At 39.7% G+C, this 237-nt stretch carries 1 protein-coding gene; it reads right to left on the bottom strand.

All coding sequences use genetic code 11. The annotated features are described in order from the left end of the window. Positions 1-237: sigma factor-like helix-turn-helix DNA-binding protein (locus SCA31_RS25470; protein WP_410699710.1), on the bottom strand; the 237-nt coding region annotated here is incomplete at both ends.

Genomic DNA, 237 nt, shown 5'->3' with positions numbered 1-237 from the left:
CTTATTACTGACGGTTTTGCTGCTTATTCCTAAAGCTTCTGCCGTATCATTCACAGACATGTTTTTCCGGATCCTCATATCATAAACCTGCTGTTCGGTAGAAGAAAGCTGACTAACTACCTCATCAATCATAGACAGCAGTTCAGAGATTTCATTTCCTTCAAGGATTTCAAAATATTCGGTATCCGTACTCTCTGCCACCGCTGGAATATCAAACTCATCAATACTTACTGTTGA

The sequence above is a fragment of the Chryseobacterium sp. SIMBA_028 genome, assembly GCF_046535285.1.
In the GTDB taxonomy this organism is placed as follows: Bacteria; Bacteroidota; Bacteroidia; order Flavobacteriales; family Weeksellaceae; genus Chryseobacterium.
The sequence above is the reverse complement of the archived record's forward strand: the minus strand, read 5'-3'. Positions and strand labels throughout refer to the sequence as shown.